Here is a 26482-nt window from a genome sequence, read left to right on the forward strand (position 1 = left end):
TCGGGTGGATGGTTGAGCCGACGTCCCCGCGAAACCGCAGCCCGTACCAGAACAACGCCGTTGCCTTGATGCGCAACGGGGTGCTGGACGCGATGCAGCGGTTGCTTGTCGAACGCAGGTGGTCGACGATCACCATGGCCGATGTCGCCAAGGCGGCGGGCATCAGCCGGGGCACCCTCTACAACGAGTTCGGTACGCGGCGGGGTCTGGCGCGCAACTACGCGCTGCGGCTGACCGACAGCATCATCATCGGGATGGAGGCGGCGGTCCATGATCATCCCGACGATGGCTACGGCACCCTGCACTCGGCATTCAGCCAATTCTTCACCCACGCCGACACCGATCCGCTGGTGCGGGCGTTGCGGACTGAAGACGCGCCCAATGACCTACTCCGGATGATCACCGTCGAAAGCCAATTCATCGTTGATTACGCCGCGGAACACCTGGCCGAGATCTTCCAGCGAAGCTGGGTGGGGGCCGAAGCCTTTGATGCCCATGTACTCGGCCGGACCATCGCCCGGTCCGCGCTGAGCTTTCTCGCCCTGCCGCCGGTCGGTGCCGAGGACGCGGCGACGACCATCGCCCATGTTCTAGCGCCGTTCCTCAACTCGATCCGGCGGGACTAGTCACCGGTCCGCCAGCCCCCGCGAGCAGACACCCGGGCGGGGCTACTGCACGGCGGAGAACCGCTCGGCGTGGATCTGGTCGCGCGGTATGCCGGCCGCCGTCAAGGCCGCATACGCCGCGTCGACCATGGGCGGCGGCCCGCACACGTAGACGTCGGGCCACTCGTCGAGCAGCGCCGCTTCCGCCGCCGCCAGCTCGACCGGATTGCCTGTGGCGCCTGCCCATTCGGGGTCTGGCTGCCACACCACCGTGTCGAACCGGAAGTCCGGAAGCGACGAGGCGAGCGCCCGCAACTGGTCCTGGCCGAACACTTCGGTGTGCCGCGTGACCCCGAAGAACAGCCGCGCGGGCTGGGCATCTCCCCACTCGGCCATCCGGCCCAGCATCGACAACAACGGCGACAACCCGGTGCCCCCCGCGATGAACCATCGTGGCCGAAGACCGTTTTCGGCCAGTGCGAAATCGCCGCGTGCGCTCGATACCGTCAAATCGTCACCGACCGCGGCGGTTCCGGCCAGATACTCCGACATCAGTCCGCCCGGAAGCAGTCGGATGTAAAACTCAAGCGTGCCGTCCCAATTGGCGACGTTCGCGGGCGAGTAGGCACGCCGGGCCTCCGTGCCGGGCACCGTGATACGGACGAACTGGCCGGATTCGAAGTCCGCGGAGCACGACCCGTCGCTGTCGGGCAGTAGGGTGAGTCGCAGTCGCACCACGGTGTCGGCTACCGGGTCCAGGCCGCTGATGCGGGCCCGGTGCAGCGTCGGCTGGGCGGTGACGACCTGGCCGCGATCGTAGGGCAAGTCGATTCGGCAGTCGGCGCGGGGATAGCTGCGGCACAGCAGGATTCCGCCTTCCTCCTCGGGGGTCTCGATGACGTCCGGATCGTGGTCGCCCATCTCCACGTGCCCTTCGGACAGCACCGCAGAGCAGGCCCCGCAGCCACCGGCCTGGCACGCTGACTTCAGCACCAGGCCGGAACCCTCGGCTGCTTCGAGAACCGTTGTCCGCGAATCGCATCGGATGGTGGACTGCTTTCCTTCGGTGGTGGTCAGGACCACGTCGTAGCACCGGAGTTCAGTGTCGGTCGGGGTGTCGGCTATCTCGGTCATCAGGCACCCGCCATCGCGTCGGCCAGGTCCCGCGCCGGGTCGCCGATCGGCTTGAGCGCGAACTTGTCGACGAGGATGTCCACTACGGCCGGGGTCAGGAAGGCCGGCAGGGTCGGACCGAGCCGAATGTTGCGGATTCCCAGCGACAGCAGTGTCAGCAGCACCGCCGCGGCCTTCTGCTCGAACCACGATACGAACAGGCTCAGCGGCAAATCATTGACGCCACAGCCGAAGGCGTCGGCGAGCGCGAGGGCGATCTGCACCGCGGAGTAGCTGTCGTTGCACTGCCCGATGTCGAGCAGCCGCGGGATGCCGCCGATGTCGCCGAACTCGTGGCTGTTGAAGCGGTACTTGTTGCAGCCCAACGTCATCAGCACGGTGTCGTCGGGCGCGTGGTCAGCGACCTCGGTGTAGTAGTTGCGTCCCGGCGCGGCCCCGTCGCAGCCGCCGATGAGCAGAAAGCGTTTGATGGCACCGTCTTTCACGGCCTGGATGACGGCGTCGGCGACGGAGAGCACCGCGTCGCGTCCGAACCCGGTGGTGACGGTTTCGGCAGGCACCTCGGTGGTGAAGCCGGGCAGTGACTGCGCCGCCCTCACCACCAGCGACAGGTCGGCGGTGTCGAGGTGGCGGATGCCCGGCCAGCCGACCGGACCGGTGGTGAAGATGCGGTTGCGGTAGGCCGGGCGTGGCTCGATGAGGCAGTTGGAGGTCATCACGATCGGACCAGGGAAGGCGGTGAAGTCGCGCTGCTGGTCCTGCCACGCGCCGCCGTAGTTTCCGACGAGATGGGTGTGCTTGTGCAGCTCGGGATAGCCGTGGGCGGGCAGCAGTTCGCCATGGGTGTAGACGTTGATGCCCGTGCCCGCGGTGGCTTCCAGGATTCGGGCCAGATCGTGCAGGTCGTGGCCGGACACCAGGATGGCCTTGCCGACGACGGGGGTGACCCGCACGGGGGTGGGCGCTGGGTTGCCGAAGCTGCCGGTATTGGCGTCGTCGAGCATCGCCATCACCGCGTAGTTCAGCGAACCGAGCTCCATGGCGTGCGCCAGCAGTGCGTCGGGGTCGGACGGTCCGCCGGCCAGAAACGCCAGGCTGGCTTCGATTCCGGCGTCCGTCTCGTCGGTGCGATAGCCCAGAGCGTGCGCGTGATGGGCATAGGCGCAGACACCTTTGAGTCCGTAGAGGTTGAGGTTGCGCAGGCCTACGACGTCGGCGCCCAGGACGTCCAGTCCGGCGTCCACCCCGACCCCGAGGGCTTGGGTGACGACTTCGGAAATGGTTGCTGCGGGCAGGAATTGAGCTGCTCCAGATACAGCCTCGGGTTCGATGCCGGCGGCGCGGGCGGCGTTTTCGTAGGCCAGCTTGGCCTGCTCTCGCACGCGGACCGCTTCGGCGATCAGTGACATGAATCGCGTCGCGTTGAAGTTGACGTTGGTCAGGGTGGTGAAAAGGTCGAAGCTGGCGTGCGCGGCGAACTGCGGGTCGGGGCAGCCGAGTTCGCGTGCCTTCTGCGCGTACTGGCCGATGCCGAGGTTCACGTGGACCAGCACGTCCTGCAGCGCCGCGGTGGTGGCATCTTTTCCGCAGTTGCCCTTCGTCGCGGAGCATCCGAAGGTCAGCAGATTGGGGCGGTCAGAGGATGCGGTGCGGTCGGTCTGTTCGCACTGGTAGCAGAACATGCGGATCTCCTGTGGCTGTGAGCGGCTGATGTGCTCACGCTAGGGAGGAGCGGTGAGGCGGGCTTTGATCTAAATCAAGCGGCTGCTGTGTCGGCGGTCACAGAATCGACTGGCTGCGCGCGTGTGCGTCGAGCGCGCTGAGGTCGGGGATTTCGACCACGGAGCCGTTCACCTGAATCAACCCGTCGGCCGAAAGAGTGCGGATCGCCCGGGAGAAGGTCTCCGGTGTCATCCCGAGGCGGGAGGCGAGCACCTGCTTGAGGGCCGGCAACTCGACGCTGGCCGAGCCGTCTCCCGGGGAAGTCGATGAAGCGGCTCCACCGGCCAAATCGTAGGAACCGGCGCCCGCGGCACCGAGCATGTAGGCGATGATCCGCTGAGTGGCCGACTGCAACGACAACATGGCGATGTCCTGGACTTTCGACTGCAGTCGGCGCGCCATCGAAGCCAGCATGATGCGGGCCATCGCCGGATCGCTGTCCAGCACCCGGTCGACCGCCGTGGCGGGGACGAAGACCAGTTGGGTGTCGGCCAGCGCAGTGGCGTCCACCGGGTACGGCTCGTGCAGGAACATCACTGCGTGGCCGAAAGCACTTCCAGGACTGAGGATTTCCACTACCTTGACCACGCCCTCGGAGTTCGACACCGAAAGCTGCATGCGGCCCTCGCGCACCATGTAGAACCCGGTCGACGGTGTTCCGCGGCGGAACAGCACCTGCCCGGCGGGCAGGAAGATGGGCCGGCTCTGCGCGGCCAGAAACTCCACGTGCTCTGGGTCGAGTCCGCCGAACATGGGAGCGGATGCGATGGCCTGGTGTAGGTCGGTATTCATCGGGATCGACGCTAGCCAGCCCCGCGAGCAGACACAAAATCACTACGGAGCGCATGCTCCAGGGTGAGTATGTGTCTGCTCGCGGGGGCTTATCGCGAGGCGGCGGCGTTGGCCGCGGCCTGGGCCTGCTGCAGCGTCGTCGCGATATCGCCTCGGCCCAGGAACATGTCGTCGAAAAAGGGCTGCAGGGCCTCGTTTCCGGCGGCGAATCCCACCCCGCCGGGCGCCGGGATCCGTGGCCCGCCCAGGACCGCGAAGAACGGGCCGACGTCCACACCCCTGGCCTTCCAGTACGCGAAGTAGCCCGGCTGGGCCGACAGCACCGCCGGGATGGCCGCGCCTTCGCGGCCCAGATAGGCGTTGCCTTCGCTGCTGCCCATCCAGGCCAGCACCTGGCGCACGGCCTCGGGGTGCTTTGATGCGGAATTGCCCGCTGCGGCAATCCCGTTGGTGACGGTGACGCGGCCCTTGGGGCCGATCGGCATCATCGCCACCCCCCAGTGGAAGGTGGCGTCGCGCGCCACCGCGGCCAGGCTGTAGGTCCCGGACTGGAACAGCGCCATCTTGCCGGCCAGGAACTGGTTGCGGGAGAAGTCGCCGTTGTCGTTGGTGTCGGAGGCCGGCGGTGCGACGTGGTCGGTGTTGATCAGTCCGACGAGGTAGCGGAAAGCCAGCAGCGACTCGGGATTGTCGAACGCGAACTCGTTGCCGCGCTGGAACACTCCGCCGGCCGAGCCGATGTAGTTGAGGTAGATCGCCTGCGGGTCGTTGGCGGCGTTGTATCCCCACTGACGCACCCGCCGGGGCTCGAAACCCGGTGTGCCGGCGAGGTGCCCGTCGGCGTCGACGGTCAGGCGGGCCAGCAGCGGCCGCAGGGTGTCGTCGTTGCCGGGGCTCCAGCGCAGGGTGTCCAGCACAGCGGGATCGACGCCGGCCGCGGCCAGGAGGTCGGCGTTGTAGAACACCGCGATGCCGGCGTCGGTGAGTTGCGGCACCCCCCACAGGACGCCGTTGCGGGTGAACTGCTCGGTGACCGCCGGGTCCCAGCCCTGGTCCGGCCCCTCGATCTTGATCAGGCGGCCGCTGTCGGCGTACGCGTCGAGGTAGGCGTTGGACACCCAGAAGATGTCGTCGGCGCTGCCGCCGGCCACGTCGGTGCGCAGGGTGTCGAAGTAGTTCGAGAACGCCACCATGTTGGTGCGCACCTCGATGTCGGGGTGCGTGCGCGTGAAAGCCCGGAAGGACTCCTGGTAGACGCGAGCGATGGGTTCCGCCCACAGTCGCACCGTCACCACGATCTTGCCGTTGTCCCCGGCGCGGCCCATCAGAATCGCCGTCGTCATCAGCAACGCGGCGGTCAGCGTGAGCGCCAGCGCGAACACGGTCGAGAATCTTGGCTTAGTCACGTGAGCCCTCGCTCGCGGGTTGCCGTCGAGATTGCCGTGAGGGTCGTGATCCCGCGTGATTTGCAGCCGTGGGGGCAATCTCGGCGACGCAAGGGCCGCTCAACTGGGCCCCCTCGCTCGCGGGTTGCCGTCGAGATTGCCGTGAGGGTCGTGATCCCGCGGGATTCGCAGCCGTGGGGGCAATCTCGGCGACGGAAGGGGTGCTCACTTGAGTCCCGAGACCAGAATCGAGGACACGATGTGCCGCTGGAACGCCAGGAACAGCACGATCAGCGGCACGATCGCGACCGTCGTCGCCGCCATCACCAGCGTCCACTGCGAGTTGTACCGGGACTGCAGGTCGGCGGTGGCCACCGTCAGCACCCGCCACTTGCGGCCGCTGGTGATCACCAGCGGCCACATGAAGTTGTTCCACTGCGAGACCACGGTGATCATCGTCAGCGCGGCCAGCACCGGCTTGCTCGACGGCAGGATCACATGCACCAGCACGTCCAGCGTGTTGGCGCCATCCAGGTGCGCGGCGTTAATCAGGTCATCGGGGATGATCCGGAAATGCTCGCGCAGCAGAAAGATCGCATACGGCGAGCCGAACATGAACGGAATCACCAACGCCCAGAAGGTGTTTCGCAGTCCCATCTGGGCCATCATCAGATACAGCGGCACCACCGTCACCGTGCCCGGCACCATCAGGGTCGCGACGTAGACCCAGAACAGGGCGTCACGGCCGGGGAAGTGCAGCCGCGCGAACGCGTAACCGGCCAGCACCGAGAAGGTCATCTGCCCCAGCAGGATCACCGCGGTCATCAGCGCGGTGACCGCCGCCGCGCGGCCGAACCCGGTGCCCACCAGGTCGGTGTAGTTGGTCAGGGTCGGCGGATGCGGCCACTGCAGCGGCGAACCGGTGGCGAACTGGTGCTCGGAGGTGAACGACGTGAGCAACCCGAGCGCGAACGGCGCCACCGTGATCAGCGCACCGGCGAGCAGTCCGGCGTAGATCAGCCCCAACGACGCCCTAGACGAGGTCATAGCTGATCCGTCTGCGGAAGTAGAGGTGCTGAACGAAAGTGACGCCGACCAGGATGACGAACAGCACGACGGCCATCACCGCGGCGCGGCCGATCGACGCCGCACCGAATGCCTCGGAGTAGATCTGGTGGGCCACCAGGTCGGTGCTGCCCTCTGGGCCCCCGCCGGTCAACGCGTAGACGGTGTCGAAAACCTGTGCGGTGCTGACGATCCCGGTGACCAGGACGAAGAACGTGGTGGGCCGCAGCATGGGCAGGGTGATGCGCCAGAACCGCTGCCACACGCCGGCGCCGTCGGTGCGCGCGGCGTTGTGCACGTCCTCCGGGATCGCCAGCAGGCCGGCCAGGAAGGACAGCGAGACGTAACCGACATTGGTCCAGATGACGACGGCCGACACCATCGGCAGGGCGAGGTCGGGGTTGGTCAGCCACTCGATGCGCCGTCCGAGCAGGGTGCTGACCGCGCCGTCGGTGGGCGCCAGAATCCAGCGCCACAACACCGCGATCGCCAGGGGCGCGCAGATCCACGGCAGCACGTACAGCGTCCGGAACAACCCGCTACCCGGAAGCCGCGGGGCCAGCAGCAGGGCGGCCAGCAGGCCCAACGCCGTCTGCGCCGGCACGACGAGCGCGACGAAGATCGCGGTGACCACCAGCGAGTCGGCGAAGTCGCCGTCGTGCAGTACCGAGCGCCAGTTCGCGAAGCCAACATAGTGCAGCGGCCCCAGCAGGTCCCAGCGATAGAGGCTGAGCCACACCACCACCAGGATCGGCAGCAGCAGGAAGGCGACGACGCCGAACAGGCTGGGCGCCAGCAATGCGTAGGCCAGCGCGGTGGAGCGGCGTGGCGCGTCGGGCATGAATGTATTAAAGCCGGTCGTTACGGTGTACCCGTGACACCGAACCGGGGAATCGACGCCGACTTCCTTGACCTGCCGCGGCAGCAGTTGGCGGACGCCGCGTTGTCTGCGGCGAGAGCGGCCGGGGCCAGTTATGCAGACCTGCGGATTCACCGCATCAGCACCGAGATAGTCCAGCTGCGCGACGGCGAACTCGAGACCGCCGTCCTGTCCCGCGACATCGGGCTGGCAGTGCGGGTGATCGTCGCGGGCACGTGGGGTTTCGCCTCCCACGCCGAGTTGTCGCCGGAGGTGGCGGCCCGCACCGCGCGGCACGCCGTGCAGGTGGCCACGATCCTGGCGGCGCTGAACACCGAACAGGTCAGGCTCGCCGCCGAGCCGGTCTACACCGACGCGATGTGGGCGTCGGACTACCAGATCGACCCGTTCGGCGTTCCGGCGTCCGAGAAGATCAGCGTGCTCGAGGAGTACTCCCGGCGGCTGCTGGACGCCGACGGCGTCGATCACGTGTCGGCCACCTTCAACGCCGCCAAGGAACAGACCTTCTACGCCGACACCTTCGGATCCTCGATCACCCAGCAACGGGTGCGGCTGCAGCCGCAACTCGAGGCGACGACCGTCAACGCCAAGGCGGGCAACTTCGAGTCGATGCGCACGCTGGCGCCCCCGATGGCGCGGGGCTGGGAGCTGGTGGCCGGCGACGACATCTGGAACTGGTCCGCCGAGCTCGCGGAGTTGCCCGACCTGCTCTACGAGAAGGTGCATGCGCCCTCGGTCGTGCCGGGCCCCACCGACCTGGTGATCGACCCCAGCAATCTGTGGCTCACCATCCACGAATCCATCGGCCACGCAACGGAATACGACCGGGCCATCGGCTACGAGGCCGCGTATGCGGGTACGTCGTTCGCGACTCCGGACAAACTCGGCACCATGCAGTACGGCTCACCGGTGATGAACGTGACCGCCGACCGCACCGTCGATTTCGGTTTGGCCACAGTCGGTTACGACGACGAAGGGGTCGCCGCCCAGAGCTGGGACCTGGTGCGCGACGGCGTGTTCGTCGGCTATCAACTCGACCGGGTGTTCGCTCCGAGACTGGGGGAGCCACGCTCGAACGGGTGCTCCTACGCCGACTCCGCCCACCATGTGCCGATCCAGCGAATGGCCAACGTCTCGCTGCAGCCGGGACCGGAGGACCTGAGCACCGAGGATCTGATCAGCCGGGTCGACGACGGCATCTACATCGTCGGCGACAAGTCGTGGTCGATTGACATGCAGCGCTACAACTTTCAGTTCACCGGGCAGCGGTTCTACCGCATCCGCGACGGTCGTCTGTACGGGCAGTTGCGTGACGTGGCCTACCAGGCGACCACCACCGACTTCTGGAATGCGATGGAAGCGGTGGGCGGCCGGTCGACGTGGCGACTGGGCGGCGCGCTCAATTGCGGCAAGGCCCAACCCGGTCAGATCGCACCGGTCAGCCACGGCTGCCCGTCGGCGTTGTTCCGCGGCATCAACGTGCTCAACACCCGGACCGAGGGCGGCCGATGATCACACCCCAGCACGTCATCAACATCGTCCTGGACGAGGCCGCCAAGATCGGGCGTGCCGACGAGACCATGGTGCTGGTCACCGACAAGGTCGAGGCGACGCTGCGTTGGGCGAACAGCACGATGACCACCAACGGCGTCGCGGTCACCCGCAGTGTGACCGTGATTTCCATTGTGCGCGAAGGTGATAGGGCCTTCGTCGGGACGGTGGTGACGGGCGAGGCGGACCCGACGGTGCTGCCCGGGCTGGTGGCGTCATCGCAGGATGCGGCCCGCACCGCCCCGGAGGCCGGGGACGCGGCGCCGCTGCTCGGCGGCTCCGGGGAGCCCGCCGACTGGGACGCTCCGGTACCGGGCACCGGGACGGGGGTGTTCAGCGGTATCACCGGTCCGCTGTGCACGGGTTTCCGAGGCAGCGACCGGTTGTTCGGCTATGCGCACCACAGTGTTTCGACGACATTCCTCGCGTCGTCGACCGGCCTGCGGCGGCGCTACACCCAACCGTCGGGGTCTATCGAGCTCAACGCCAAGCGCGGTGACGCCAGCGCCTGGGCGGGCATCGGCACCGCGGACTTCCTTGACGTTCCTATCGATTCGCTGCTTGCGGAACTCTCCACGCGACTGGGCTGGGCGTCACGCACGGTGGAACTGCCCGCCGGCCGATACGAGACGATCATGCCGCCCTCCACGGTCGCCGACATGATGATCTATCTGGCCTGGAAGATGGCCGGGCGCGGCGCCCAGGAGGGCCGCACCGCGCTCTCGGCGCCCGGCGGCGGAACCCGGGTGGGGGAGCGGCTGACGGATCTGCCGCTCACCATGTTCTCCGACCCGATGGCTCCGGGCCTGGCGTGCACCCCTTTTGTTGCGGTGAGCAACTCCTCAGAGACCATGTCGGTCTTCGACAACGGCATGGAGATCAACCAGGTCGACTGGGTCCGCAACGGCGTGATCAACGCACTGGCCTATCCGCGCGCTACGGCGGCGCGCTTCGACGCGCCGGTCGCGGTTGCCTGCGACAACATCATCATGACCGGCGGATCGGCCGAACTGGCCGACATGATCGCCTCCACCGAGCGAGGACTGCTGCTGACCACGCTCTGGTATATCCGCGAGGTCGAGCCCACCACCCTGCTTCTGACGGGTCTGACGCGCGACGGGGTGTACCTCATCGAGGACGGCGAGGTGACCGGCGCGGTCAACAACTTCCGGTTCAACGAAAGCCCGCTGGATCTGTTGCGGCGGGCGACCGAGGCGGGCGTCAGCGAGAAGACGCTGCCCCGCGAGTGGGGCGATTGGGCCACCCGGGCGGCGATGCCGTCACTGCGGATACCCGACTTCCATATGTCTTCGGTCAGTCAGGCGCAGTAGCGTACGAAAGATGTCCCTTCCTGCTGACCAGCTGACCAGGCTGGTCGCGTTCTCCGATGGGCGTCTGTCGGGTTTGGTGCGCCAGGTGTGCGCCCAGACCATGTCGCTGCCGCCCCTGCCCAACCCGGTTGCCGTCGACGCGCCCGAGTCCGACGCCGAAACGGTCGTCGCCGAATTCGCCGAGCAGTTCAGCGCCGACGTCTCGGCGATCACCGTCGAGCAACGGGCGCTGCTGTTCAAACACTTGGGCGACAACACTTTTCGGGTTGTCGTCGCGATGTTCATCGCCGACTTCGTGCCGCGGGTGCGGGCCGGGTTCGAGGCCCTGGGTGTCGGCTCGGAATACCTGGAATGGGTGAACGGGCCGATCGCCTGGGACACCGCGCGGGATCCCTCGGATGAGGTGTTCAGCCGATTTCTGCCCAGGGTGGCCCGCGAGCGTGCCCTGGACCCGGTGACCTCGGAGCTGGTGCGACTACGTGGCGCGACCGCGCACAACTGCCGCCTGTGCAAGTCGCTGCGCGAGGGACACGCCCTGGATGCGGGCGGTACGGAGTCGCTGTACGACGAGATTGCGCAGTTCCAGACGTCGGCCCTATTGGATGAACGCGCAAAGTCAGCGCTGCGGTATGCAGATGCGTTAATTTGGACCCCTGCGCACCTCGCCGTCGACGATGCCGCCGAGGTGCGCTCCCGGTTCTCGCCGGACGAGGCCGTGGAATTGACGTTCGACATCATGCGCAATGCGAGCAATAAGATCGCCGTGTCGTTGGGCGCCGATGCGCCGCGTGTGGAGTCCGGGACCGAGCGGTACCTGATCGACGTCGACGGTCAGACGGTTTTCAGCTGACCCCTACGCAGCCGTTTGTCCAGCGCGTCGACGGCGAGCAGCACCGGCATCGACGCGAGTGCCACGACCCACCCCCACAGCGGCGGATTCCACTGGCCCAATAACCGCGCGATCGGCGGCACCCACAGTTCGACCAGGGAGATCGCCAGGCCGGTCAGCGCCGCGGGTACCAGCAGCCGGTTGGTGAACCAGCCCAGCGCCCCCGGCCACCGGGACGACGATCGGCAGGCGAAGACATTGGCCGTCTGGGCCAGGACGACCGTGATGAACGCCGCGCCGGATGCCGCCGCCAGCTCGTGCCCGGCGGGGAACGCGTTGCCGGGGCGCCAGCCGAGGGCCAACAGGGACACAACGAAGGCGGCCAGCGACAGGACCGCTTCGAGCGGACCCAGCAGGCCGAAGGCCCGGCGCAACACGGTGCGGTTCATCAGGCGGCCGTGCACCGGGGGCCCTTCGAGCAGGTGCCTGGCAGGTGGCTCGGCGCCGAGTGCGACCGCGGACAGGGTGTCGGTGCCGAGGTCGAGCGCGATGATCTGCAGGACGCCGAGCGCCAGGGGGAAGAACCCGCCGGAGAGCGCCCAGACCAGGAACGGCGCCAGCTCGGCGACGTTGTCGGTGAGGTGGTAGGTCAGGAAGCGGCGGATGTTGACGAAGGTCGCGCGGCCCTGTTCGATGCCGGCGACGATGCCGGCGAAGGAGTCGTCGAGCAGGACCAGGTCGGCCGCCGCGCGGGCGACGTCGGTGCCGGACCGGCCCATCGCCACCCCGATATCGGATTCATGCAGTGCCGGAGCGTCGTTGACGCCGTCTCCCGTCATCGCCACCACGTGGCCCCGGGAACGCAGCGCACGGGCGATCCGCAGCTTGTCCTCCGGTGACACCCGGGCGATGACGACGCCGTCGTGGTCCAGCAGAGTCGCCAGTTGCTGCTGATCCTCGGGCAGCTCGGACCCCGAGAGCACCGGCGACTCGGGAAACCGCAGGCCCACCTCGTCGCCGATGGCGGTCGCGGTCGCCGGATGGTCACCGGTCACCATCGCCACCTTGACGCCGGCCGTGCGACAGGCGCGCAGGGACGCCGACACGTCGTCACGAGGCGGGTCCTGCAGCGCCACCAGGCCCAGCAGGCGCAACCCGTGCTCGCAGTCGGTCTGATCGCGCGGTGTGCGGCCGTTGCGCAGGGCGGCGGCGACGGCGAGCACCCGCAGCCCGCGCGCGGTGAGGGCCTCCATCGCCTGGTGGGGCGCCGGATCGTCGTCACAGAGCGGGAGCACGGCGTCCGGCGCGCCCTTGACCACGATCTCGTCGGCCAGCACCACGGCCATCCGGCGCAGCCGGGGGTCGAAAGGAAACCGTAGCTCGGCCGGCCCGGTGCGGCGGTCCTCGACGGTGTCCACCCCTAGTCGGCGGGCGAGGGTGTCCAGGGCCGCTTCCATCGGATCGCCGTGCGCCCGCCACTGACCGTCGACCTCTTCGGCGTATCCGGTGGAGCAGCGTTCGGCGGCCAGCGCCAGCGTCCGGGCGGCGCCCTGGGCGTCGGGGGAGGATGGCGTCAGGGTGGCCGTCGGTCCGTAACCTGCTCCGTCGACGCTGACTGTGCCGGCGGGCGTCCATGTTTCGACGACGGTCATCTGGTTGCGGGTGAGGGTGCCGGTTTTGTCGGTGCAGATGAACGTGGTCGAGCCGAGTGTTTCGACCGCCTCGAGGTTGCGCACCAGGATCTGCCGCTTGGCCATCTGCTCCGAACCCCAGGCCAGCGACAGCGTCACCGTCGGCAACAGGGCCTCCGGGACCAGAGCCACCGTGACACCGATCGCGAACACGAAGGCCTGCTGCACCGGGTTGCCGATCAGCAGGCAGACGAGCAGGAACAGCACGCCCACGCTGACCGAGATCGCTGCGGTGAGCCGGACGACGCCGTTCAGGCCGCGCGTCAGCGGGGTGTCGGGTTTCGTGGTCGACGTCGACAGGCGGGCGATCCCGGCCAGCCGCGTCCGTTCGCCGATCGCGGTGACCCGGGCGCGCGAGTCGCCCTCGACGACGAAGGTGCCGGCGAAGAGCGCTTCGCCCTCGGCGACGGAGTTGGCCTGGCTCTCGCCGGTGAGCATCGAGGAGTCGACGAGCAACCGATTCTCGGCCAGCACCACCGCGTCGGCGGGCACCCGGTCGCCGCTTTCCAGCAGCAGCACGTCGTCGACCACCACGTCCTCGGCCTCGATCAGACGCCGCCGGCCGTCGCGGAAGACTGTTACGCGGGTTGGCAGCATCTCCTGCAGCCGGTCGGCCGCGCGATCCGCCCGGGCTTGCTGAATCAGGGCGAAGACGCCGTTGAGGACGATCACGGCGATGATCGCGATGCTGAGTTGGGGGAGCTTCGCGAAGAAGGCCAGCGCCGCGGCTGCCCACAGCAGCAGGGCGAAGAAGTGCGTCAGTTCGCCGAGCATGCGACGGAATACGGATTGCCGCTTCGCCGCGGGCAAGGTGTTGGCCCCGTCGCGCGCCCGGCGCTCGGTCGCCTCCGACGTGGTCAGCCCTGCTGTGGTCACAGCGGCCATGTTCTCCCCTCGTTCGCCGGGTGGGCAGGCGCCGTACCGAATGACCCTATCTTTGGTATCGAGGCACCGCGGCCCGGAAACTGGTGGCCCTCAGCGCGGTTCACGGTATCGTGAGCAAACAAATCAAGATCGCAACAGCAGCGAGGAGTCATGGCGGTTAGAGCGGCTTTCGCCATCATGCTAGTCGCAACGTTCGCGCTGACCGGCTGCTCCGGATCCGGTGGCAAACCGGCGCGGCAAACGCCGACCGGTCATGACAACCCATCGCGCCTACCGCCGATCTACCCGGGGACCACGGTGTCGTTCCCACCGTCCACCTCGCCTGAGGCGTCACCTCCGAGCCCTACCTCGTCGTCGGCTCCGGTTTCGCGCACCATCCCGGGTGACGGGACGTTCCGGACCGGAGTGGATCTGGTGCCGGGCACCTACCGTTCGCAAGGTGGCGACTCCTGCTACTGGGAGCGGCTGCGGGGCTTCGGTGGGCAGACCGCCGACATCATCGCCAACGGGGCGGGCATCCTGCCCCAGACGGTGACGATCGCCCCGACCGACGCCGGGTTCCGGTCCCAGGGCTGTGCTCCGTGGACGCTGGTGACGGACGGCGCAACAACGACAACGACCACAACAACCACCACAACGACGACCACATCGGTCGCCCTGCCGGCGGGTGCTCAGGCCTGCCCGCCGACGTCCGGGCCGGCCGGCGGCTTCGCGCACTCCGCGGTCGGATCCGCCGACACGTCATGCCCGTTCGCCGAGCAGGTGCGGCTCGCCTACGGCGCCGGCGGTCCGGCCAGCGTGACACCTCGCCAGGTCGAAGCCGACAGTCCGGTAACCGGCCAGCACTACTCCATGACCTGCGCCTCGAACGGCTCGATGGTGGTGTGCAACGGCGGCAACGGCGCCGTTGTGTACGTGTATTGAGTTGTCTGTCGACGGGTACCGTCTGTGCATGCCTTTTCTGCGTGAGAGTGCCATTCGCGGTCGGCGGCTGTGGCCGCACGAAGCCCTGGGGGAGCGGATCGCGATGAGCCGTCTCGGCTCGCAGCTGGGGATGCATCTGGCTCCCCGGATCGACAGGGTGCTCATTCCGCGGACCAACGGGCGGCTGAGCACCGCCGGCGTGAACCGGACGGGGCTGGTGACCTCGACCGGCGCGAAGTCCGGCAGGCCGCGCACGAATCCGCTGACGTTGATTGAGGATTCGGACGGGCTGCTGGCGATCGGCTCCAACTACGGGCGGCCCTCGCACCCGGGGTGGAGTGCCAACCTGTTGGCGCAACCCGAATGCACCGTCGAGTACCAGGGGCCGCCGCGGCAGTATCGCGCCGAGTTACTGACCGGGCAGGCGCGCGCCGATGCGTGGGCCAAGGCGGTCGACTTCTTCATCGGGTACGAGAACTATCGCGCCCGGTGCGCGCCGCGGGAGATCAGAGTGTTCCGGCTGCGGCCGGTGTAGGGCTGATTCAGAGCGTTCTGGCTGTGGCCCTGCGGCGCACCCTGGTGAGCGCGGTCTTCAGACCCCGCCGGCGTCCGGCTATCAGGTCAGCCTCAACGGGCGTGAGGTGTGCGAACATTCGCTCGCTCCGGGTTTCCGGCGCGTTGTCAGCGGTGGCCCGCAGAAATCTGTTCGGCAGCGACAACTTCGCGACGGTGCGCCACGTCCTGCCGTATTGAACCGCGAAAGACGCTGTGGTGTAGGGCAAGTCGTATTTCTCGCACAGCGCCCGCACCCGCACCGAGGCTTCGCGCAGCCGGTTGCTCGGCAGATCGGGGAACAGATGGTGTTCGATCTGATGGCACAGGTTGCCGCTCAAGAACCGCAACACGGGCCCTGCGTCGAAGTTGGCACTGCCCAACATCTGGCGCAGATACCATTCGCCCCTGGTTTCACCGGCCATGTCGGTCTTGGTGAATTTCTCTGCGCCGTCGGGGAAATGGCCGCACACGATGACCGCGTGTGCCCAGATGCTGCGGATCACATTGGCGACCGCGTTGGCTTTCAGCGTCGAGGTGTAGGTGGCGGCCGGTGACAGCGCGGTGAGGGCGGGGAACGCGACGTAATCCTTGACGATCTGCCGGCTGACCTTGGTGACGAACTCGCGCGTCCGCTGCCGGGCGATGTCGCCGTCGGGGCCGTCCTCGAAGTACTTTTCCAGGTCGACGGTCTGCAGGCCGATCGCCCACTCGAACGCGAGCGCGAGTATGAGGTTGTACGGCAGGTTTCCGATGTTGTAGGGCTGCCACGGCTGGTCGCGGGTGACTCGCAGAATGAAATAGCCCACGTCGTCATCCATGTCGAGGATGTTGGTGTACTTGTGGTGCTGGAAGTTGTGGGCGTTGCGCCAGTGCTTGGACGCCGCGTTCATGTCCCACTCCCATGTGGTGGAGTGGATCTCCGGATCGTTCATCCAGTTCCACTGGCCGTGCATGACGTTGTGGCCGATCTCCATGTTCTCGATGATCTTGGCCACCGCGAGGGCCGCGGTTCCTGCCCATTTGGCCGGGCGTTTTGCGCTGCCGGCGAGCAAGACCCGCGCGGTGAGTTCCAAGGCGCGCTGGGCGGCGATGGTGCGGCGGATGTAGCGGGCATCGCGCGCGCCCAGGGACTCCTCGATGTCGCGCCGGATGGCGTCGAGTTCGGTGCCCAGATTCTCGATGTCGGCATCGGTCAGGTGGGCGAAGGCCGCAACCTCCGTGATCGCCATGTATTTCCCCTGTTGGTGTCGGTTCAGTGCCCGCGGCTGATCGGCAGAGTCGGCGGAGCCCCCCTTGCTGGGCCGACCAATGAGGCTAATCGTTGTGCGGGTTCTTCGCGCGTCGAGGACGTACCGCTGCGCTGCGTCCAATGCCTCTGCGCGCCAATGTTGTTCGTCTGTCCAGCCTAACTGTCGCGAGATGAGGCGGGTGTTTGTGCAACTTAAGTGGCGGCTTTGTATGTGCGGGTGCCGCCGTCACCAGGCCCTTGGGACTGAGGTTTCAGCTTAGGCGGTGGCGTCGGGATGTGGCTGACCGCGCTCGCTGAAATTCCCCACTGACGCTCATCGAAATTCCCCACCCGTGTGGCTCCGCCGAGAAGGGCGGGCCTCCTTCGAAGCTGCTGGTGTCTGACGCCAGTTGCTTCACCGAAGGAGGCCCGCTTTCTCATGCTCACATGGGAGGACGATGTGGAAGTACATGCCCTGCGCAAGCGTGGTTGGACGATTTCGGCGATCGCCCGCCACACCGGCTTCGACCGTAAGACGGTCCGCAAGTATTTGGCCGGCGACGGCGAACCCGGGGTCCGGGCGCGGCCCGGCCCGGATCCGTTCGACCCGTTCGTCGACTACGTCACCGCCAGGCTGATCGAGGACCCGCATCTGTGGGCCCGCACCCTTCACGACGAGCTCGAGGACCTGGGGTTCGGCCTGTCGTATCAGAGCCTGACTCGCAACATTCGCACCCGGAACCTGCGTCCGGTCTGTGAAGCCTGCCGGACGGCAACCCAGCGGCCGAACGCGGTGATCCCGCACGCACCCGGGGATGAAACCCAATGGGACTGGCTGGAATTGCCCGATCCACCAGCTGCGTGGGGCTGGGGCAAGACCGCGCATTTGCTGGTCGGCTCGCTGGCCCATTCCGGGAAATGGCGCGGGTATTTGGCGTCGAGCGAGGATCAACCGCACCTGGTCGCTGGCTTGGACCGCGTGACCCGCGGCCTGGGCGGCGTCTCGCGGGTGTGGCGATTCGATCGGATGGCCACGGTCTGCGACCCGGGCTCGGGACGGGTGACCGCGTCGTTCGCCGGGGTGGCCAAGCACTACGGGGTTGCGGTGGCGATCTGCCCGGCCCGGCGCGGCAACCGCAAGGGCGTGGTGGAGAAGGTTAATCACACCGCCGCCCAGCGCTGGTGGCGCACCCTGGCCGACGAGGCTACCGCCGAACAGGCCCAGGCCGACCTGGATCGCTTCGCCCGGGTGCGTGGTGACACCCGGCTGCGGGCCACCGCCGATGGCCGGTCCTCGGTCGCGGTAGTGGCCAAAACCGAACCGCTATCCGCGGTGCCGGCGCAGGCGTATCCGGTGATCGTCGCCGAGGCCCGCACGGCGTCGCGGCAGGCGATGGTGTCCTACCGCGGCAACCGCTACTCGGTACCCCCGGAACTCGCCGCTGCCCAGGTGGTGGTCAGCCATCCGGTCGGCGGCGAGTTCTGCGATATCGCCACCATGAGCGGGATCGTCATCGCCCGCCACCGCATGGCCGCTGACGGACTTGGGGTGATGGTGCGTGACAGCGGACATGTCATCGCCCTGGACACCGCAGCCATGGCCACCGCCGCGACCGGACGCCCGCACCGCCGCAAGGAACGCATCCCACCCGGCCCGGTCGCCAAAGCTGCTGCCGCACAACTGCGTGCACTCAAGCAGCCATCCACCACCGCCGTTGAAACATCAACTCCATCAACAGATTCCACTGTCATCGATCTATCCGCCTACGAGCGGGCCGCCCAGAACAGGACCATTCAATGACCTCCACGCCACGCACTCCGAAGACCACCACGGCCACCACTGAGGAGTCGCCGTCGGCCGCCGCCTCCCGGTATCAACAGCTGCGCTCACATCTGGCCGAACTCAAACTCGCCGCGGCCGCCGAAGCCCTACCCGCGGTGCTTGATCAGGCCACCGCCGAGGGGCTCTCGCTGACCGTCGCGTTGGAGCGGCTACTGGCCGTCGAGGTCGAGGCCAGCACCGCCCGCCGCCTGGCCGGCCGATTGCGGTTCGCCTGCCTGCCGACCCCGGCCACCCTGGCCGACTTCAACGTGGATGCCGCCGCTGGCATCGACCGCAAACTCATCGACGAGCTGGGCACCTGCCGCTACCTGGAATCGGCGACCAACATCTTGCTCATCGGGCCACCAGGCACCGGCAAGACCCACCTGTCCGTCGGATTGGCAAGGGCTGCAGCCCATACCGGCTACCGGACCTACTTCACCACCGCCGCCGATCTGGCCGCCCGCTGCCACCGCGCGGCCATCGAAGGACGCTGGGCCACCACCATGCGGTTCTACGCAGGCCCGACGCTGCTGGTGATCGATGAGCTGGGGTACTTACCGCTGCCCGCTGAAGCCGCGTCGGCGTTGTTTCAGGTTGTCTCCCAACGGTATTTGAAGACCAGCATCGTCATCACCACCAACCGCGGCGTGGGCGCCTGGGGAGAGATCCTCGGCGACACCACCGTCGCGGCCGCCATGCTCGACCGTCTGCTACACCGCTCGGTCGTCATCAACCTCGACGGCGAGTCCTACCGCCTACGCGACCACCACGCCGCCGCGGAAACCCTGCGCCGAACCACCACCGGTACCCGTCAACAACTACACTGACCGCTGCTCACAGGTGAGGAATTTCGGCGAGCACACCTGAGGACTTTCGATGAGCGCGATCATGGCGCCAGGACACGCGTGCCGGGTCGCGATTAGGGGGTCCGACCAGCGTGTTGTCACTGGCGGCCGGCGGGCGAGCTAAGGTCTAGGTCGTGCTCGGCGACGCTGCGGCGTCTCGGGGGCGGTAGCTCAGTTGGTTAGAGCCGCGGACTCATAATCCGTTGGTCGCGGGTTCGAGCCCCGCCCGCCCCACCAGGTGTTTGTGCAGCTAGGCGGCCCTGCATACGTTAGTCCAGCGCTGGACGGTCGGACCGCAGACAGGTCCCACGTCCACGCCGCGTCCACATCGCATCGGACTGCCGTCAGCGGCTGCAGGCGTCGTCGTATGCTGACGCCGCAGACGACAGGAGGACCGTTGACACAAGCACCGACGCCACCGCCACCGCCAGGCTGGTATCCGGATCCTCACGGCGGCACCGGTCAGCGCTACTGGGACGGCAGTACGTGGCTGGCTACGCCGCTCGTCCCAAAGCCGCGGAAAACATCCGCCGCCAAGATCTTGCTAATTGTCGGAGCGGCAGTATTCCTGTTGCTGGGAGGCTGTGTCGCGATTGTCGCCGTCGTGGGCAGCAGCAAGACACACCAATCCAGTACGCAGCTAAGAGACCAAAAACCGTCAGCACAGGACCTAGATCCATCTCAATATCAGTCAATCTCCCAGCGTGATTACGCACTGCTGGTGAAGGATCCAGACGCAGCCATAGGTCGGAAGTTAATCGTCTACGGCGTTGTAACTCAGTTCGACGCGGCGACGGGCACATCAGAATTTCGAGCCAATACAGGCGCGGAAAAAGCAGAGCACCGATACGACTACGACGTCAACACAATGATTCACGCGGCGGACCCCGCAATCCTCAAGAATGTCGTAGAGAAGGACTTTGTGACCATGCACGTTCAGGTTGCAGGGTCGTACTCCTACGACACTCAGATCGGCGGGCACACGGTAGCACCAAAATTGAACGTCTACATCATCGATGTCACTGGGTCCGACGGATAGGCGGCTTTCCAGCTGCAGAGGGTTCTCGAGTCCCTAACAGACAGGAAAAGCCTGAGATTGACTGGCGGCCTGCTCGGCCGAGACGATGCCCTGGGCCTCTGGCGCGGTGTAGCCACGTGTCTCGAGCAGCGACGCGATCTGGGACGCGGTGACACCTGCCTTCCGGTTCGTGCAGGTGATCTGGCCGTCGTTGTTGACCCTCTGCGCGTCAAGGTAGCCGAAGCCGTGCTTGTAGAGGTAGCTCCAGAATGGGCTCTCTAAAGCACCTGAGTTATGGACCATCTCGTCGATCGTCTCCGCACTCGCGAGCGGGGCCATTGCCAGCCCGACGGTCAGGGTAGTAGCCCAAATAGCGGCTAACTGCCTCGCGGGTGAGCGCTGAAAGATGTTCATGGGGTCTCCCCGAATGTTGCTCTAGCAAACTGACCCATGGCGCGTACCCACTCCGCGTAGGGCGATAACCGCACGCAGAACCATTGTCGCGCGGTAACGGAACTGAGTACCACAGACAGCAAACAACCAATGCCGTATCGTTGCACGTCGAAGGCAGGCAACCCCTAGCGTAGTTACACCAGATGTCGTATTCTGGCCGGTGCCGCGACACCCACTGGCGTTTTGACTACAGGCCAGCTAGACCCACCGTGGTGGCCGGACGTGCTAGTCACCCCGCACGTTCCTTGGAGATTCAGAGTGGGCGCACTACCCCGTAGCGCTGGTGAAGAACGGGAGGGACTGCCCCGGGTTCAGTTGACTCCTGACCTGTGAGGATTCGTCTTCACTGGAAGGATCAATCTCGTGCCCAAACCGTTTCCAGCCGAGTTCCGTGCTGACGTCATTGCGGTGGCCCGCAAGGGCGAGGCGCCGTTGCGTCAGATCGCGAAGGATTTCGGGATCTCGGAGGCTTGCCTGCATCGCTGGCTCAAGATCGCCGATCGCGATGACGGTGTCGACCGGCCCGGGTCGCCGGCCGCTGCTGAAGACGTGGCCGCGCAGCTACGCGAAGCACACAAGCGCATCAAGCTCCTCGAGCAGGAGGCCGAAGTGATGCGCCGCGCGGTCGGCTACCTGTCCCGGGACGCCAACCCAAAATGATGTACCCGCTGGTCCTCGACCTTGCCGATGACGGCGTACCCGTCACGGTGACCTGCCGGGTCCTGGGGTTCTCCACCCAGGCTTTCTACAAATGGCGCAAAGCGCCGCTGTCACAGCGCGATTGGGACGATGCGCACCTGATCAACGCCGCCCGCGACCTCCACGCCGATGACCCCGCCTTCGGCTACCGGTTCATCGCTGACGAGTTGCCCCGGCGCGGGATCACCGCCGGCGAAAACCGTGTCGCACGGTTGTGCTCCCAGGAGCGCATCTGGTCAACCTTCGCCAAAAAGCGAGGACTGAACCGTCGACCGGGCCCACCGGTCCATGACGACCTCGTGGAACGTCAGTTCAGTGCTCGGGCCGCCAACCAGGTGTGGCTGGCCGACATCACCGAGCACCGCACTGAGGAGGGCAAGCTCTACCTGTGCGCCATTAAGGACGTGTACTCCTACCGGATTGTGGGCTACTCGATCGACTCGCGGATGAAGTCCTCACTCGCGGTTGCTGCCCTGCATCACGCCGTGGCATTGCGCTCACCCGTTGCGACAATCGTTCACTCCGACAGGGGCAGCCAATTTCGGTCTAGAAAGTTCGTCCACGCACTGTCGCACAACGGGTTACACGGCTCGATGGGCCGCGTGGGAGCGTGTGGGGACAACGCGGCGATGGAATCGTTCTTTGCCCTTCTGCAACGCAACGTGCTCGACCGGCGACGCTGGTCCACCCGAGCCGAACTGCGCCTGGCAATCGTGACTTGGATCGAGCGGACCTACCACCGACGCCGCCGACAGCGCGCACTCGGCAAGCTCACCCCGATAGAGTTCGAACTGCTCCACACACCAGTCGCAACCGCGGCCTGAAATTCACACCCCGCGAGTCAACTGAACTCGGGGCAGTCCCCTACATGGCCGGGTCGAAGTGGTTGGGACACTCCAGCTTCGTGCTCACGCTAACCACGTACGCGGACTACATCAGGGAGGACGAAACCGCAGCACCCAACTTCGCGCGGCCTGCGGTAGTCAAGTCGGAGGGGAGCGTTGTGTCACTGCAACGTCGTAGCAACGCTTAGGGTAAGCCCGAACATTCGTCACAACGGGAGAGCATGAATGGCTGGGTTGCGATTTTGGCGCCGTCGGTCTGAAGAACGAGTCGATTCATCGACTGATACTTCGCCGACTGAAACGGAGGGGACTGAAACACTGTCAGATCCGCTCTGGACGGACGATGCCATTGATTCGGATGCAGATGACTACCTTGATCGCAAACGATTTGCGGACATGGTTGCGGCGCGCATAAATACCTGTGCCCCCGGTCAGAAGAGCACAGTATTCGGCCTTGTCGGCGCATGGGGTAGTGGAAAAACTTCGCTCATTAATTTAGTTCGGCGTCGGATAGAGTGCGACTGGAAGATAGCGATCTTCTCACCATGGGCTTCTGATACAGCCGCTGGGTTGCAAATTGAATTTCTTGCCGCGGTGGAATCGCTGTTGGAAGGTGACGACGAAAAATCCAGGCGCAATAAGGCAGCCTGGAGGAAATACGGTTCCGTTTGCGCACCACTTGTCAAGGGAATTCCGTACGTGGGAGCAGGAATATCGGGTGTTGCCGAAAAGGCCTTGGAAGTAACAAATCCGCCGTGGCATAAGCAGTTCGAGGAAGTCTCGAATATGCTTGAATCCCTTGGGTCGAGAGTCCTGCTGATTGCTGACGACATAGATCGACTCGACGCGGACCAGTTGCTTTCGTTCTTGAAGGTCGTGCGGTTGCTTGGACGATTTCCAAATGTCCACTACCTCATTGCATATGACCAAAATACTGTGGAGAGCCTATTAGAGTCCAAAAGACTCGGTACACAGTCCACTGCATTCATGGAGAAGATTGTCCAATATCCCTTTGAGGTGCCGCCCATCGCAGGCGTAATCCAGCGGCGCTTGTTCGCGAATACAGTTATTGAACTGATCGAAGCTCAGGATATTCGGATCAAGACGGCACACACGGACCGGTTGTCGGAATACATCTCGATTTTGGGCCAGGCACTTGGAACGCCACGAGCTCAAGCGCGTTTCAAAGAGCAACTGTTGTCATTCGGAGCGATGTTAAAGGATTTCAAAGAGGTAGACTTCGTTGACTTTGTGGCCATAAGTTTCATTCGCGTCTTCTACCACAGGGTATACGACAAAATCCCTTCGTGGAGAGGCGCGCTCCAATCGGGCACAGAGGGCAAAAATCCGACCCTTGACGACCAAGAGTGGATAAAGCGGATCCGGCAGCTGGTCGATGACGATAGCGACGCAGCACTTGTGAAACTAATCCTTAGCGGTCTGTTTCCGGGAATACGCTCAGGCGTTCTATATTGGAACGACCATAAGCTGGCCTTATCGAACGATCGCTATTTCGATCGGTATTTTCTCTTTGGGCTCGCAGAGGATGATATTGAAGATGCGCTGATCGAGTCTGCAATCACCAACATTGTCCTCGACCAGCTTGATCACGCTGACGTCGTGCGATACGAAGAAATCATCGATGGAGCAGACGATCAGCGTGCGGCGTTGGCGTTCGAAAAGAGTCAGTTATACCGATCTGGTGACGTTCTTGGGGCGAGTAAAAGTTTAGTGCTGTTTCTCTTCGATCGAATCAAGTCACTCACTGATGAGCCATTTTCCTTCAATTCGCCGCAGAGACCGCTGTGGCGCTGGGCTGAATTTGAAGCGCTCAGCGCTCTTATCGAAAGCAAGTTTCAAGTTAGTGAACTTTTGCGCAGCCTTGCGCCCAAGGACGTTGTAGCACTTACAGTTCGCATGCTGCGCAACAAGCGATATCGCGAAACGCAGATCCATGCTTCGCTGCAGGAGCTGGGCGATTATTATTTGGATCGGCTGACAACCGACATTGTAGGTATTCTGGATTCCGAACTTGATTTAAACCTAGTTGTTTCCCTCGTTGTGTTCTTGAAGAATGATCCAGGCGATATTAAGAGAGCCCCTCGGGAGGATCTGCGCGCGATTGGGCAACATCTGCTTGACGCTGGCGCGACGGAAATCTTGAATCGTGTCGTAGGGGCAATGGTTACAGAAAATCGTTGGCAAGGAAGAGGCGGGGTGTCGCCAGAACTTGTGTTTAATCCGGACACACTGTTTCAGCTCTTTAGCGACGATGCAACCATTCGACTGGCTGCGACTCTCCCTCCCGTGCTGCCGCTCTCAGTTATCGATAAGGAAGATGTTTCCCCGGAGAACCGGGAGCATTTCGCACGCGCCAGTCTCAAGGCATGTGCGGACTTCATACCGCGTGGCTAATAGGCGGTAGCTGTCGAGCCTCGTCCAGCGTCCACGGTCTGTCAACATTTGCCGGACAACCTGCTGGTTTGCCGCGATGGTTCTGCAGCCGTTGCAACGGCCCGATTTGAAACGAAAGCACTGGAAAATCAAGGCATAGCAACCCCTACATTGCCGCGCACGCGACTCGCAGGGTTTGCTAAGAGGCCGGACCGAGCGACTCATAATCCGTTGGTCGCGGGTTCGAGCCTCGCCCGCCCTACTGCTTGTTTTTTCTTCGGTTGATCCTTGACACTCCCTTGATGAGGGCGCCGAGGTCGAGGCCGAGCGGTTTGGAGTTGCGACGGTCACGGCCCTATTGGGGGCCACGGCGGTTGGCATTCGAGCCGGGCATGCGCGGGGTGGTCCCCGTTCCGTCGGAATCGGCCGTGTATCGGGCGCTGGTGCGTGGCGGGGATGATCAACCCGTCGGGCGGGACCGGCGCTCGCGTACGTGGACCTGCTGCGGCTGCGCCGGGATGCCGCGGGGTGGCGGATCAGAAGTTGCACGGCCCGGCACCTGGACGGAACCGGTTCCGGCCCCGTACTGAGCACCTACGGCCTCGGCGAGATCGGAAGAGGCCCCGTGGCCGCGGCGTAGGCTGCGGATTGCCGCCGAACCGATTGAGGAGCGCCCGTGTGAGCCTGCAATTGACCGACGAACAGAACGGCATGGTCGACACGCTCCGGCAGTTCGCCGCCCGGGAGTGCGGCACCCGGGACAAGCGACTCGAACTCACCAACGGCGGTACGACGCACCACAATCCGGATGTCGCCCGCAAGCTGGCCGATCTGGGATTCCTCGGGCTGTCGATCCCGGAGGAGTACGGTGGCGCCGGCGGCGGTCTGTTCGACGCGTGCCTGCTCGTCGAGGAACTGGCCTACAACCAGATCCCGGTCGGAAGTTACGCCGTCACGCTGATCGTCTCGCACATCTACCTGAACTTCGCCTCGGAGGATCTCAAGAAGGAGATCCTCGGTGGGGTGGTCGCCGGCGGGGCGACGTCGATCGCGATGTCGGAGCCCGGCTCGGGGTCCGACGTGGCCTCGCTGCGCTGCAAAGCCGAAAAGGTCGACGGCGGCTACCGCCTGAACGGCCAGAAGACGTGGATCTCCAACGCGCACTACTCCGACCACGTCCTGCTGGTCGCCCGCACCGCCGACACCGGAGACAAGCACCAGGGCATCTCGATGTTCTCGGTGCCCACGTCGACCCCCGGTGTCGAGATCCGGCCGATTCCCACCATGGGCGCCGAAGTCAACGACGTGTTCTTCACCGACGCCGAGATCGGGCGGGATCGGCTCATCGGGACCGAGGGCCAGGGTTGGCTGCAACTGATCGCGGGCCTGAACACCGAACGGGTCATCGTCGGGGCGCTGGCCCTGGGGCAGGCCCGGCGCGCTTTCGACGACACCCTCGACTACGTCAAGACCCGCCACCAGTTCGGCCGGCCGGTGGGCACCTTCCAGGCGCTCTCGCACCGGTTGGCCGAGCTGGCCACCGAGATCGAGTGCACCCGTCTGCTGGTGCACGACATCGCGCAGCGCGTCGACGAGAATCCCGGCAAGCTCATGCCGCAGGAGGCCTCGATGGTCAAGCTGAAAGCCACGGAGATCGCCAAACGTGCTGCGTTGGAAGGCATTCAGATGATGGGCGGCATGGGTTACGCCACCGAGGGCGGCATGGAGGAGCAGTTCCGCGCCGCCGTCGTCGGCACAATCGCCGGCGGCAGCAGTGAGATCCAGCGCGACATCATCGCCAAGACACTGGGATTGTGACCCGCTCC

General features: G+C 65.4%; 21 protein-coding genes, 1 tRNA gene and 1 pseudogene. 14 read left to right on the forward strand and 9 right to left on the reverse strand.

Features of this window, described 5'->3' with window-relative positions:
- The first annotated feature begins 8 nt into the window (after positions 1 to 8).
- Positions 9 to 626, forward strand: coding sequence for a TetR family transcriptional regulator (locus tag QXH22_RS16730; protein ID WP_306248612.1), 618 nt, complete (start codon positions 9 to 11; stop codon positions 624 to 626).
- Positions 627 to 668: 42 nt separating this feature from the next.
- On the opposite strand, the gene QXH22_RS16735 is transcribed toward QXH22_RS16730, so the two are convergent.
- From QXH22_RS16735 to QXH22_RS16760, 6 genes are all read right to left on the reverse strand, one after another.
- Complete coding sequence (locus QXH22_RS16735) at positions 669 to 1739, reverse strand: 2Fe-2S iron-sulfur cluster binding domain-containing protein (protein ID WP_306276355.1); 1071 nt, start codon at positions 1737 to 1739, stop codon at positions 669 to 671.
- Complete coding sequence (gene hcp / locus QXH22_RS16740) at positions 1739 to 3421, reverse strand: hydroxylamine reductase (protein WP_306276356.1); 1683 nt, start codon at positions 3419 to 3421, stop codon at positions 1739 to 1741. Before hcp ends, QXH22_RS16735 begins: the two co-directional genes overlap by 1 nt.
- A 97-nt stretch (positions 3422 to 3518) precedes the next feature.
- Positions 3519 to 4253: a Crp/Fnr family transcriptional regulator gene (locus tag QXH22_RS16745; RefSeq protein WP_306276357.1), complete on the reverse strand. Its 735-nt coding sequence runs from the start codon at positions 4251 to 4253 to the stop codon at positions 3519 to 3521.
- 89 nt (positions 4254 to 4342) lie between these two features.
- Positions 4343 to 5659 carry a sugar ABC transporter substrate-binding protein gene (locus QXH22_RS16750; protein WP_306276358.1) on the reverse strand — a complete coding sequence of 439 codons (1317 nt, stop codon included), beginning with the start codon at positions 5657 to 5659 and terminating at the stop codon, positions 4343 to 4345.
- 204 nt (positions 5660 to 5863) lie between these two features.
- On the reverse strand, positions 5864 to 6685 hold the full coding sequence (locus QXH22_RS16755; protein ID WP_306248621.1) for a carbohydrate ABC transporter permease: 822 nt from the start codon (positions 6683 to 6685) through the stop codon (positions 5864 to 5866).
- Positions 6672 to 7544, reverse strand: coding sequence for a carbohydrate ABC transporter permease (locus QXH22_RS16760; RefSeq protein WP_306276359.1), 873 nt, complete (start codon positions 7542 to 7544; stop codon positions 6672 to 6674). Before QXH22_RS16760 ends, QXH22_RS16755 begins: the two co-directional genes overlap by 14 nt.
- A gap of 33 nt (positions 7545 to 7577) precedes the next feature.
- On the opposite strand from QXH22_RS16760, the gene QXH22_RS16765 reads away from it, so the two are divergent.
- Genes QXH22_RS16765 through QXH22_RS16775 form a run of 3 tightly spaced genes read left to right on the forward strand, consistent with a single transcriptional unit; the run spans position 7578 to position 11315 of the window.
- Positions 7578 to 9095: a TldD/PmbA family protein gene (locus tag QXH22_RS16765; RefSeq protein ID WP_306276360.1), complete on the forward strand. Its 1518-nt coding sequence runs from the start codon at positions 7578 to 7580 to the stop codon at positions 9093 to 9095.
- Complete coding sequence (locus QXH22_RS16770; RefSeq protein WP_306276361.1) at positions 9092 to 10465, forward strand: TldD/PmbA family protein; 1374 nt, start codon at positions 9092 to 9094, stop codon at positions 10463 to 10465. The genes QXH22_RS16765 and QXH22_RS16770 overlap by 4 nt, the downstream gene beginning before the upstream one ends.
- Positions 10466 to 10475: 10 nt before the next feature.
- On the forward strand, positions 10476 to 11315 hold the full coding sequence (locus tag QXH22_RS16775; protein WP_306276363.1) for a carboxymuconolactone decarboxylase family protein: 840 nt from the start codon (positions 10476 to 10478) through the stop codon (positions 11313 to 11315).
- Here QXH22_RS16775 and QXH22_RS16780 read toward each other — a convergent pair.
- Entirely contained in the window at positions 11297 to 13870 is a 2574-nt protein-coding gene (locus QXH22_RS16780) for a cation-transporting P-type ATPase (protein WP_306276364.1), read from the reverse strand. The genes QXH22_RS16775 and QXH22_RS16780 overlap by 19 nt on opposite strands.
- A 177-nt stretch (positions 13871 to 14047) precedes the next feature.
- On the opposite strand from QXH22_RS16780, the gene QXH22_RS16785 reads away from it, so the two are divergent.
- Both QXH22_RS16785 and QXH22_RS16790 read left to right on the forward strand, forming a co-directional pair.
- Positions 14048 to 14794 carry a hypothetical protein gene (locus tag QXH22_RS16785; RefSeq protein ID WP_306276365.1) on the forward strand — a complete coding sequence of 249 codons (747 nt, stop codon included), beginning with the start codon at positions 14048 to 14050 and terminating at the stop codon, positions 14792 to 14794.
- A gap of 28 nt (positions 14795 to 14822) precedes the next feature.
- Positions 14823 to 15329, forward strand: coding sequence for a nitroreductase family deazaflavin-dependent oxidoreductase (locus QXH22_RS16790; protein ID WP_306276367.1), 507 nt, complete (start codon positions 14823 to 14825; stop codon positions 15327 to 15329).
- Positions 15330 to 15336: 7 nt separating this feature from the next.
- On the opposite strand, the gene QXH22_RS16795 is transcribed toward QXH22_RS16790, so the two are convergent.
- Positions 15337 to 16578 (reverse strand): fatty acid desaturase, encoded by a 1242-nt coding sequence (locus QXH22_RS16795; RefSeq protein WP_306276368.1) that lies wholly within the window; start codon positions 16576 to 16578, stop codon positions 15337 to 15339.
- Between the two features lie 438 nt (positions 16579 to 17016).
- Here QXH22_RS16795 and QXH22_RS16800 point away from each other — a divergent pair, with 438 nt between their 5' ends.
- The 4 genes from QXH22_RS16800 (at position 17017) to QXH22_RS16815 (ending at position 20286) form a co-directional block, all read left to right on the forward strand.
- Positions 17017 to 18378: an IS21 family transposase gene (locus tag QXH22_RS16800; RefSeq protein WP_306276369.1), complete on the forward strand. Its 1362-nt coding sequence runs from the start codon at positions 17017 to 17019 to the stop codon at positions 18376 to 18378.
- Positions 18375 to 19229 (forward strand): IS21-like element helper ATPase IstB, encoded by an 855-nt coding sequence (gene istB, locus QXH22_RS16805; protein ID WP_306276370.1) that lies wholly within the window; start codon positions 18375 to 18377, stop codon positions 19227 to 19229. The genes QXH22_RS16800 and istB overlap by 4 nt, the downstream gene beginning before the upstream one ends.
- A 178-nt stretch (positions 19230 to 19407) precedes the next feature.
- A tRNA-Ile gene (locus QXH22_RS16810) sits at positions 19408 to 19484 on the forward strand.
- A gap of 130 nt (positions 19485 to 19614) precedes the next feature.
- A complete protein-coding gene (locus tag QXH22_RS16815) occupies positions 19615 to 20286 on the forward strand; it encodes a DUF2510 domain-containing protein (RefSeq protein WP_306276371.1) in 672 nt (223 codons plus the stop codon).
- Between the two features lie 33 nt (positions 20287 to 20319).
- On the opposite strand, the gene QXH22_RS16820 is transcribed toward QXH22_RS16815, so the two are convergent.
- A complete protein-coding gene (locus QXH22_RS16820) occupies positions 20320 to 20679 on the reverse strand; it encodes a hypothetical protein (protein WP_306276372.1) in 360 nt (119 codons plus the stop codon).
- Between the two features lie 402 nt (positions 20680 to 21081).
- Here QXH22_RS16820 and QXH22_RS16825 point away from each other — a divergent pair.
- The 4 genes and pseudogenes from QXH22_RS16825 to QXH22_RS16845 all read left to right on the forward strand — a co-directional run bounded on the left by QXH22_RS16825 (position 21082) and on the right by QXH22_RS16845 (position 26474).
- Positions 21082 to 22241, forward strand: a protein-coding gene (locus tag QXH22_RS16825) for an IS3 family transposase (RefSeq protein ID WP_306276373.1) whose coding sequence is annotated in 2 segments (ribosomal slippage) — positions 21082 to 21373 and positions 21373 to 22241 — 1161 coding nt in all. Because the reading frame shifts where the segments join, the coding sequence is not laid out codon by codon here.
- Between the two features lie 246 nt (positions 22242 to 22487).
- On the forward strand, positions 22488 to 24677 hold the full coding sequence (locus tag QXH22_RS16835; protein ID WP_306276374.1) for a P-loop NTPase fold protein: 2190 nt from the start codon (positions 22488 to 22490) through the stop codon (positions 24675 to 24677).
- Positions 24678 to 24988: 311 nt separating this feature from the next.
- Positions 24989 to 25153 (forward strand): annotated as a pseudogene (locus QXH22_RS16840) (IS481 family transposase); the annotation flags it as partial.
- Between the two features lie 181 nt (positions 25154 to 25334).
- On the forward strand, positions 25335 to 26474 hold the full coding sequence (locus tag QXH22_RS16845) for an acyl-CoA dehydrogenase family protein (RefSeq protein ID WP_306276375.1): 1140 nt from the start codon (positions 25335 to 25337) through the stop codon (positions 26472 to 26474).
- The last annotated feature ends 8 nt before the right edge of the window (positions 26475 to 26482 follow it).

Origin of the sequence: Mycobacterium sp. TY814, from assembly GCF_030755175.1 — a bacterium.
In the GTDB taxonomy this organism is placed as follows: Bacteria; Actinomycetota; Actinomycetes; order Mycobacteriales; family Mycobacteriaceae; genus Mycobacterium.